Raw genomic sequence first — 10,776 nt, forward strand, 5'->3', positions numbered from 1 at the left:
CACACCGACCCCGCCGCGCCGCCATCTCCGCCTTCGGCATCAGCGGCACCAACGCCCACGTCATCCTCGAAGAAGCCGATCCCGCCGACCTGTCCGCCCACGGCGGCGGCGAGGACCCCACCGACGAGGACCCGGCCCGCACGCCCTGGGTGGCCGCCGACGCGGTGGCGACCCTGGCCTGGCCGGTCTCGGCGCACACGCCGGACGCGCTGCGTGCGCAGGCAGCCCGCCTGTACGAGTACGCCACCGCGCATCCCGACCTGACCGTCGCCGACATCGGCTACTCGCTGGCGACGACCCGCGCGCACCACGACCACCGGGCCGTGGCCGTGGGCAGCGATCGCGCCGCGCTGCTGGTCGACCTGGCCGCGTTGGCCCGCCGCGAGGAGTCCGCCGGGATCACAGCGACGGACGCCACACCGGTGGACAGCGCCCCGGGCGGCGGTGCGTCAGCCGGACTGGTGCGGGGGAGCACGGCGGCGACGGGCGGAACCGTGTTCGTCTTCCCTGGCCAGGGCTCGCAGTGGATCGGGATGGCCGTCGACCTGGCGCAGTCCAGCCCCGCCTTCCGGGCCGCGCTGGACTCCTGCGCCGAGGCCCTCGCGCCGCACGTCGACTGGTCACTGTGGGACGTGCTGCGGTGCGCGCCGGGGGCACCGTCTCTGGACCGGGTCGACGTCGTGCAGCCCGCGCTGTTCGCCGTGATGGTGTCGCTGGCGGCGCTGTGGCGACACCTGGGTGTGCGGCCGGACGCGGTGGTCGGGCACTCGCAGGGCGAGGTCGCGGCCGCGCATGTCGCGGGCGCGATCTCGTTGGCGCAGGCGGCGCGGATCGTGGCGCTGCGTTCCCGGGCGCTCGCTCGGCTGCCCGCGGGCGGCGCCATGGCCGCGATCGCCCTGTCGGCCGAGCAGACCAGCGCCCGGATCGCCCCGTGGGGTGGTCGGCTGGCCCTGGCCGTGGTCAACGGACACACGGCGGTCGTCGTCTCCGGTGACGTGGACGCACTGGCGGAGTTCACCGCGCAGTGCCGCGCGCAGGGGATACGGACACGGACGCTCCCGGTCGACTACGCCTCGCACTCCGCGCAGGTGGAGGCCGTCCGTGATCCGCTGCTCGCGGATCTGGCCGGGCCGGGTGGTGAGACGACGGTCGCGGCCGACGACAAGGTGGGGGCGGCCGGCGTCGCGTTCTACTCGACCGTGACGGGCGACCGTCTCGATCCCCAGGAGCTCACCCCACGGTACTGGTACCGCAACCTGCGTCAGACCGTGCGTTTCGCCGACACGATCCGCACCCTGCTGGCCGCTGGGCACCGGACGTTCATCGAGGTCAGTCCCCATCCCGTCCTGACCGCCGCCATCGAGGAGACAGCCGAGGCACAGGGCGTGGCCGAACCCCTCGTCACCGGCTCCCTGCGCCGGGACGCTGCCGGCCCGGACAGCTTTCTGCGGGCCGTGGCGGACGTCCACACCCGCGGTCTGCAGGTCGACTGGCCGGCGCTGTTCGCCGGCTCCGGGGGCCGTCACGTCACCCTGCCCACCTATGCGTTCCAGCACGAGAGCTACTGGCTGGACACCCCGCCCCCTGCCGGGGACGTCGGCTCGGCGGGCCTGGGGACACCCGAGCATCCGCTGCTGGGTGCAGCCCTCGACCACGCTGACGGCGCCGAGCACCTGTTCACCGGACGCATCGCCACCGGCACGCATCCCTGGGTGGCCGACCACACCGTCGACGGCGTAGCGGTCCTGCCCGCCGGTACCGTCCTCGACCTCGTCCTGCGCGCTGCGACCCGCGTCGGGGTGCGCGGGGTGGAGCGCCTGACGCAGGAGTCCCCGCTGGTGATCCCGCCTAAGACGGCCATCGACCTGCAGGTCGTCCTCGGCGGCCCGGACGGCGCTGGACGGCGGACGGTCTCCGTGCACAGCCGGGACGCCCAGGGCCGGCCCGGGGAATGGGTCAGGCACGCCACCGGAACCCTCCCGGCACCAGCAACCACGGCCGACCGTCCAGACCAGGCCGACGCGTTTCGGGCGGCGCTCGCCGAGGGCCACCCGGATCCGGGGGACCTGCGGACCTGGCCGCCGCCCGACGCCGACGAGCTCGATCCCGCGGATCTGGCCGAGGCACTGGCCGACGTCGGGCTCGAGCACGGACCCGCCCTCGACCTGCCGGTACGGGTCTGGCGCGACGGTGCGTACCTGTACACACAGGCCGAACTGCCCGCCAGGCGCCCGGACGGTTACACCCTGCATCCGCTGCTGCTGGACGCCGCGCTCCGTCCCCTGTTCGCGTTGTCGCTCGTCGACCGGCCCGAACGGCTGTTGCTGCCCCGGACCTGGCACAACGTGTCCCTGCACGGCACGACCACGTCCGTCTCGGCGATCCGCGCCAGGCTGACCATCACCGCGGGCGCGGGCCCGGACGCCGCCGGTGCGGCCGACGTGCTTCTCACCGACGGCGACGGGGAGCCGATCGCCTCGGTGACGGACCTGGTCCTCGGTCCGGTCCAGCTCCCGACCGCGCCGACATCACCGGGGGTGCTGCCGCGCGACGCCCTGCTCGCCCTGGACTGGGTTCCGCTCGCCAGCGACCCGTCCCGTCGGGCCGCGCTGCGACTGGCGGTCGTTGCGGCACCGGACCTCCAGGACGGCACCGCCGGTCTTTCGCATCTGCCGGGCGTGACGGCCCATCCGTCCCTCACCGCCCTGGCCGAGGCCGTCGCGGGTGGGCTGGCGCTGCCTGACGCGGTCCTCGTGGCGATTCCCCCCGCCGCGACGACCGACAGCACCGACGGAACCGCACCGGACCTGCCGGCCGCCGCACGGACCGCTGCCGGCCAGGTCCTGGCTCTGGCCCGCGGGTGGCTCACCGAGACCAGACTCGCTGCCAGCAGCCTGGTGGTGCTCACCAGAGATGCTGTCGCCGCCGCCACGGACGATGCTCCCGACCCGGCCGCCGCCACCGTCTGGGGCCTGCTGCGCTCGGCGCAACAGGAAGAACCAGGCAGGTTCGTGCTGCTGGACGTGAACCCCCGCGCAACCGGCCAGTCGCCGCAGGTCGCCGCGGACCTGCTCCACCAGAGCGTCGCCGACGCACTCGCCGCCGGAGAGTGGCAGGTGGCGCTCCGGGACGGCCAGCCACGTGTGCCCCGGCTCCGGGCGCTACCCGCGGCCGGCGCCCACGACCGCGACGCGACCACGGCGGTGTCCTGGCGGTTCGGCGACGCCGCGACGGTGCTGGTCGTCGGGGACGAGGCGGCCGACGTCGCCCTCGTCGTCGATCATCTGGTCACCGCGTACGGGGTGCGACACCTGATCGTCGCGCTCGGTCCGCCGACACGGCAGGCCATCGCGGGACCCGCCCCGGAGGGCCCCGACGATCCGGTGCGGACCGCCGCGGCGGCCGCGCAGGACCGGGGCGCACAGGTCGAGATCGCACACTGCGACGCCCGGGACCGGGCCGCGCTGTCCACGCTGCTGTCGGGCATCCCGGCCGACCGCCCGCTCGCGGGCGTGGTGCACATCCCTGACCTGAGTGTGCGCGGGATGATCAGCTCGCTGGATCCGGCTCAGCTCGACTCCGTGCTCGACGCCGGCGCACGGACGGCCTGGAACCTGCACGAGCTGACCGCGACATCGCCGCTGACCGAGTTCGTGCTGTTCTCCACCGCGGCGGCCACGGCCGGCGCGGCAGGCCGGGCCGCCCACGCGGCGGCAGGTGCCTTCCTCGACGCGCTGGCGGAGCACCGGCAGGCCGTCGGCCTGCCCGCGACGTCGCTGGGGTGGGGCCCGGGGCAGCGGGCCGGTGCGGCGGACCAGCCGCGCACGGCCGCCGCCGGCTTCGCCCCGCTGCCCGCGGACCTGGTCCGGGCGCTGTTCACGGCCAGTGGGACCGCCCGGCGCGACCGGGCCCTGCTGCTGCCCGCTCCCCTGCACCCCACCGCTGTGCGCTCGCCGCTCGGGGCGGGCACGGCAGCACCCCTGTTCGCCGCGCTCGCCGGCCGGACGGCACCGATGGCCACCACCGCGACGGCACTGCGCCGCCAGCTCGCCGGTGTCCCCACCAGCCGCCAGGAGAGCGCCCTGGTGGACCTGGTGCGCGCCCAGGTGGCTGCCGTGCTGCGCCTGCCCGAAGCGCGGACCGTACGCGCGGACCGCGCGTTCACCGACCTCGGTTTCGACTCCCTGACCGCGGTGGAGCTGCGCAACCGGCTCTCGGCGGCCACCGGGCTGCGCCTGCCCACAACTGTCGCCTTCGATCAGCCGAACCCCCAGGCGCTGGCCCGGTTCCTGCTCGCCCGCGTCCAGCCCGACCAGTCCCGCGTGCGCGCACGCGGGCCGGCGGGCCGATCCGGTCAGACCGACGACCCGATCGCGATCGTGGCGATGGGCTGCCGCTACCCGGGCGGAGCCGACTCGCCGGAAAAGCTGTGGCGGATCCTCGTCGACGGCACCGACGCGATCTCCGACTTTCCCACCAACCGCGGCTGGGACCTCGACCGACTGTTCGACCCCGACCCGGACCGGCCGGGCACGACCTACGCCCGCCAGGGCGGTTTCCTGCATGACGCGGACGGTTTCGACGCCGAGTTCTTCGGCATCAGCCCGCGGGAGGCGCTCGCCACCGATCCACAGCACCGGCTCCTGCTGGAGACCGCCTGGGAGACCTTCGAGCGCGCCGGCATCCCCCCGGCCACGGTGCGGGAGACCCGCACGGGCGTCTACGTGGGAACGGTGGGCACGGACTACAGCTCACGGCTGCGCTCCGTGCCCGACGACCTGGAGGGATACCTGGGGATCGGCAGCGCCAGCAGTGTCGCCTCCGGACGGCTCGCCTACTCCTTCGGGCTGCGCGGCCCGGCCGTCAGCGTGGAGACGGCCTGCTCGTCGTCGCTGGTCGCGCTGCACCTGGGGATGCGGTCGCTGCGCAGCGGGGAGTGCGACCTGGCGCTGGCCGGGGGCGCAACCGTGCTCGCCACCCCGGACCTGTTCGTCTGGTTCAGCCGGCAGCGCGGGCTGTCCCCCACCGCACGCTGCCGTGCCTTCGCCGCAGCGGCCGACGGCACCGCGTTCGCGGAGGGTGTCGGTCTGCTGCTGCTGGAACGGCTCTCCGATGCCCGACGCAACCAGCACCCCGTGCTCGCCGTCCTGCGCGGCAGCGCGGTGAACTCCGACGGCGCCAGCAACGGGCTGACCGCGCCCAGCGGCCCCGCCCAGGAACAGGTGATCCGCCAGGCGCTCACCGACGCCGGCCTGACCCCCGGCGACGTGGACGCGATGGAGGCCCACGGCACCGGCACGAGTCTCGGAGACCCGATCGAGGCCCAGGCCATCCTCGCCACCTACGGCCAGGACCGCCCGGCCGACCGGCCGCTGTGGCTCGGCTCGTTGAAGTCCAACATCGGCCACACCAACGCTGCCGCGGGCGTCGGCGGCGTTATCAGGACGGTGCTGGCGCTACGCCACGGCCTGCTGCCCCGCACGCTGCACGTGGACGAGCCGTCCCCGCACGTCGCCTGGGAGCAGGGCGACGTCCGGCTGCTCACCGAGGCCCGTCCGTGGGCCGCCGACGAACACCGCCCGCGCCGCGGTGCCGTGTCCGCGTTCGGGATGAGCGGTACCAACGCGCACGTGATCCTCGAGGAGGCACCGCCGATTCCCGCGCCGGCCCCGGCCCCTGCCGCGCCCGGATCGCCGTGGCTGCTCTCGGCGCACACCCCCCAGGCGCTGCGCACGGTGGCGGCGCGGCTGCGCACACATCTCGCCGAGCATCCCGACCTCACCACGGCCGAGGTGGCCGCCGAACTGGCCACCACCCGCGCCTTCTTCGAGCACCGTGCGGCGGTGACCGGCGCGGACCGCGAGCAGCTGCTCGACGGGCTCGCCACCCTGGCCCAGGGCACACCGGCTGCCGGCGTCACCCGGGGAGCGCCGGACGAGGCCGGTCCTGTCGCGTTCCTGTTCTCCGGACAGGGCAGCCAGCGGGCCGGGATGGGCCGCGAACTCCACGCCGCCCATCCCGTGTTCGCCCGGGCCCTGGCCGAGGTGTGCGACCACCTCGACCGCCAGCTTCAGGTGCCGCTGCGAGAGATCCTGTTCGCCGCGGCGGACGACCCGCGCGCCGGGCTGCTACACGAGACCCGATACACCCAGGCCGCCCTGTTCGCCCTGGAAGTGGCTCTGTTCCGGCTGGTCACCCACTGGGGTGTCGTCCCCGACCACCTCATCGGCCACTCCGTCGGCGAGCTGGCAGCGGCGCACGCCGCCGGGGTGATGTCGCTCGGCGACGCCTGCCGGCTGGTGGCAGCCCGCGGTGAGCTGATGCAGGCGGCGCAGGCTGGCGGCGCGATGATCGCCGTCGACGTCCCCGAGCTGGACGTCGCCGCGGCGCTGTCGGGACTCGAGGACCGTGTCTGCATCGCCGCTGTCAACGGCCCCGCGGCCACGGTCATCTCCGGAGACCGCGACATCTGCCAGCACCTGGCCAAACGGTGGCAGGCCGAAGGGCACCGGACCCGTCAGCTCACCGTCAGTCATGCGTTCCACTCCCCGCACATGGACGGCATCCTCGACCGCTTCCACAAGATCGCCAGCACCATCGACTACCAGGCCCCCCGCATCCCCCTCGTCTCCAACCTCACCGGCCACACCGCCACCCCCGACCAACTCCGCTCCCCCGACTACTGGACCGACCACATCCGCCACCCCGTCCGCTTCCACGACGGCATCCACCACCTGCACACCCTCGGCGTCACCACCTACCTGGAACTGGGACCGAAAGGCGCCCTGACCCACCTGACCCGGGACTGCCTGCCCGACGCGCCAGGCGTGCTGACCCTGCCGGTGCTGCGCGCCGACCGCGATGAGCCCGCCGCGGCGGCACTGGCGCTGGCCGCCCTGTTCGTCCATGGCACCGAGGTGCGTTGGGAGGCGGTGTTCGGCGTTCGCGCCGGCGTCCCGGCCGAACTGCCGACCTATCCGTTCCAGCGCGACCGCTACTGGCTCGCGGACGAGGCGGTGCCGACCGACGTGAGCGCCGCAGGCCTGCACGACGCCGGTCATCCACTGCTCGCCGCCGCCGTCGACCTGCCGGATGGCACGACGGTGTTCACCGGTGTCCTCTCGGCCCGAACGAGGCCCTGGCTGACGGATCCCTTGGCGCACCTGCTGGCAGCGGTCAGCGTGGAGCTGGCCCTGCACGCGGGTTCGCGTACTGGTGCCGAGCACCTGCAACGGCTGACCGTCACGCCGGGGACGGCCATGTCCGGCACCGCACTGCGGCTTCGGATCGTCGTGGCCGCCGAGGATACGCACGGCGCCCGGGCCGTCTCGGTACACACCTGCCCGGTCGGCACTGACGACGGCACCGGCGACAGTGTCCGCGACGACCAGCACCCCGCGACCGCGTGGACGCCGCTGGCCCTCGGAGTGCTCATCGTCTCCCCCGTTGGCAGCGCATCCTCCCTCGACAGCGAGCCTGCGGCCCAGGCGGCTCCGATCGGCGGGGGCACGCTGCGCTGGCCGCCGGCCGAGGCGGTCGACGTCGACGACGACGAGCTCTCCGCGCTGGTGGACGCGGCCGCGCCGGCCTTCGTCCGGGGAGCCTGGCGCCGTGGCGCGAGCTGCCTCGTCGAGGTCGAGGTGACACCGGGGGCCCGTCCCGAGGCCGAGCGCAGCGCCGTGCATCCCACCCTGCTCGCGGCGGCGGCGGCGGCGACGCACGCCCTGTCCCGGCCGGGCCCCGAGACGGCGCCGCTCTCGCTGACCTTCACCGATGTCCGGCTGCACGCCACGGGCGCCACCGAGGTGCGCGGTCAGATCGACGGCGGCCCGACAGGCACCTCGATCATCCTCACCGATGGTGCCGGCGAGCAGGTCCTCACGGTCGGGTCCCTGCGCATCGACATCGACAGTGGCATCGAGGGCACCAGCACCGGCCGTCCGGCGATCGCCGGTCCCGGCCAGCGTCTGCCGTTGCACGTGCTGAGGTGGGCGCCGCCAACCGCGGCGGACCTCGCCGAGCGGCCCAGCGGCGCATCCGGTGCCGGGAGACCGGCGGGTACCGCCCTGGGGCCCGGAGGCCAGTGGACCGTGCTCGCGGACCCGGCCGAACGCGAACCGGTACTGCGACTGCTCGGCGTGGACGCCGTGCGACTGTGCTCCGACCCGCACGAACTACAGGAGACCAGCTCCGCTGGAACCCCGCTGCCCCCGGTGGTCCTGCTTCCGCTGCCGCCACGCGTCACCCCTGACACCCGCCCGGCCACGACCGACGACCACGGCCCGACGTTGCCCGGGATCGTGCACGCAGAGGTCTCCGCTGTGCTGCGGGTCATCCAGGACTGGCTCGCCGAGCCGGCGTTCGCCGGGGCGCGGCTGGTCGTCGTCACCCGCGGCGCGGTCGCGACCGACCCGCGCCGCGGCATCCCCGACCTCGCCCACGCCGGGGTGTGGGGGCTGGTCCAAACCGCCCAGTCCGAGAACCCGGGCCGCTTCGTCCTCGTGGATCTGGAGCCGGCGGCCGACCCGGCCGACCCGGCGGCGGACGGGTTGGCGGCGGCGATCGACTCAGGCGCCGAGCTGTGCGCGGTGCGGGCCGGTGTGGTCCTCACACCCCGCCTCCAGGTCTCCCGCCGCCACGGCGACCAGGCCCTCGAGGCCCGGCCGCCGGCCTCCCCGGCGGGGACCATCCTGATCACCGGGGGTACCGGGGCGCTCGGCGGCGTCCTCGCCCGGCATCTGGTGACCTCGCACGGTGCGCGGCGCCTGCTGCTGCTCAGCCGGCAGGGCCCGCAGGCCGCCGGTGCCCCCCAGCTCGTCACCGACCTCGCCGACCTCGGCGCGCAGGCCACAGTGGTGGCCTGCGACGCGAGTGATCATGCGCAGCTCGCCGCCGTGCTGGCCGGCGTGCCGGCCGACGAACCACTGACCTCGGTGATCCATCTGGCCGGCATCCTCGACGACGGCGTCTTGGCGACCCTGACCCCGGCCCGGCTCGCCTCCGTGCTGCGCCCGAAGGTTGACGCCGCCTGGAATCTGCACGAACTCACCACCCGCGCCGGGCTGACGGACTTCGTGCTGTTCTCCTCGGCCGCCGGGGTGCTCGGCAGCGCCGGCCAGGGTGCCTACGCGGCAGCCAGCACCTTCCTGGACGGGCTCGCCACACACCGTCGCTCCCTCGGTCTACCCGCGACCTCGATGGCCTGGGGACTGTGGGCGTCGGAGGACGGCATGGCCGGCGGCCTCGACGAGGTCGCCCGTGCCCGGCTCGGTCGCACCGGACTGGCACCGCTGTCGCCGGCCCAGGCGATGACGCTGTTCGACGCGGCCCGGTCCACCCCGCACGACGCCGCCGTGGTGACCGCCCGGTGGAACATCGCGGCGCTGCGGCGGCAGGCGGACGCGGGCCAGCTGCGCCCTGTTCTGACCGAGCTGGTCCGCCGGCCCCCGCGGCGGGCGGTCACAGCCAAGCCCGCACGTGAGCTCCCGCTCGCCGAGCGGTTGGCCGGGCTGCCGCCCGACGAGCGCGCGACCCATCTGCTCGAGCTCGTCCGCACGCAGTGTGCGCTGGTGCTGGGGCATGGACGGGCGGACGCCATCCGTGCTGACGCCCCGTTCCGGGACACCGGGTTCGACTCGCTGACCGCCCTGGAGCTGCGCAACCAGCTGAACGTCCGGACCGGGCTGACCCTGCCCACCACGCTGGTGTTCGATCACCCGACACCGGCGGACGTCGCCGCGTTGCTGAGCGCGGAACTGCTCGACTCCGACGGGCGTCCCACCGGCACGGCCACCGGCACGGTGCTACCCGCCGAGGCCGTGCTCGCCGGGCTGGCCGAACTGGAGGCAGCGCTGGAACGCCTCACCACGAGCGATCCCACGCTGGCGGCGATCCAACCGCGCCTGCTTGCCCTGACCGGCCGCATCCCCCTCGCCGACGGGTCGCCCATTCCGGACGAGCGGCTGTTCACCGCCACCGACGAGGAGCTGTTCGACGCACTCGACAAGGAGATCGGCACCCCCTGACCGCGGGTCGCCACAGCGCGACGAGCTCCCCACGGTGCCTCGACGAGAACAGTGCCCCGAAGAGAACGGTGATCGGATGTCCAACGAGGAGAAGCTACGCGAGTACCTGCGGCGGGCCACCACCGATGTGCGACAGGTGCGCCGCCGGCTGGCTGAGCTCGAGGAACGCGACCGCGAGCCCATCGCGATCATCGGGATGGGCTGCCGCTTTCCGGGCGGTGTCGAATCCCCGCAGGACCTGTGGGAACTGCTCGACGCCGGCCGGGACGCCACCGGCGAGTTCCCCACCGACCGCGGCTGGGAACTGGACGACCTGTACGACCCGGAGCCCGGCCGCCCGGACCGCTCGTACGTGCGCCGCGGCGGCTTCCTGCACGACGCCGGCGCCTTCGACCCGGCCTTCTTCGGCATCGGACCGCGGGAGGCCACCGCCATGGATCCGCAGCACCGCCTGCTGCTGGAGACCGTGTGGGAGTCCATCGAGGCCGCCGGCATCGAACCACGGACGCTGCGTGGCAGCCGCACCGGCACGTTCGTGGGCCTGGCCGCCGGCCGCTACGCACCCGAACGCGACCGGGTGCCCCTCGAGTTGGACGGGCACATCATGACCGGCAACGCCACCAGCCTCGCCTCCGGCCGGCTGGCCTACACCTTCGGCCTGCGGGGACCGGCGATGACCGTGGACACCGCCTGCTCGTCCTCGCTGGTCGCGCTGCACCTGGCCAGCCAGTCCCTGCGCCGCGGCGAGTGC

At 74.5% G+C, this 10,776-nt stretch carries 2 protein-coding genes; both read left to right on the forward strand.

The genetic code is table 11. From position 1 onward, the window contains the following. The first annotated feature begins 23 nt into the window (after positions 1-23). Positions 24-10,025 (forward strand): SDR family NAD(P)-dependent oxidoreductase, encoded by a 10,002-nt coding sequence (locus MXD61_RS04775; RefSeq protein WP_308222677.1) that lies wholly within the window; start codon positions 24-26, stop codon positions 10,023-10,025. Between the two features lie 76 nt (positions 10,026-10,101). Continuing rightward, a partial coding sequence (locus tag MXD61_RS04780) for a beta-ketoacyl synthase N-terminal-like domain-containing protein (RefSeq protein ID WP_248811640.1) occupies positions 10,102-10,776 on the forward strand: 675 nt, incomplete at its 3' end.

The sequence above is a fragment of the Frankia sp. AgPm24 genome, from assembly GCF_023243055.1.
GTDB classification, from domain to species: domain Bacteria; phylum Actinomycetota; class Actinomycetes; order Frankiales; family Frankiaceae; genus Frankia; species Frankia umida.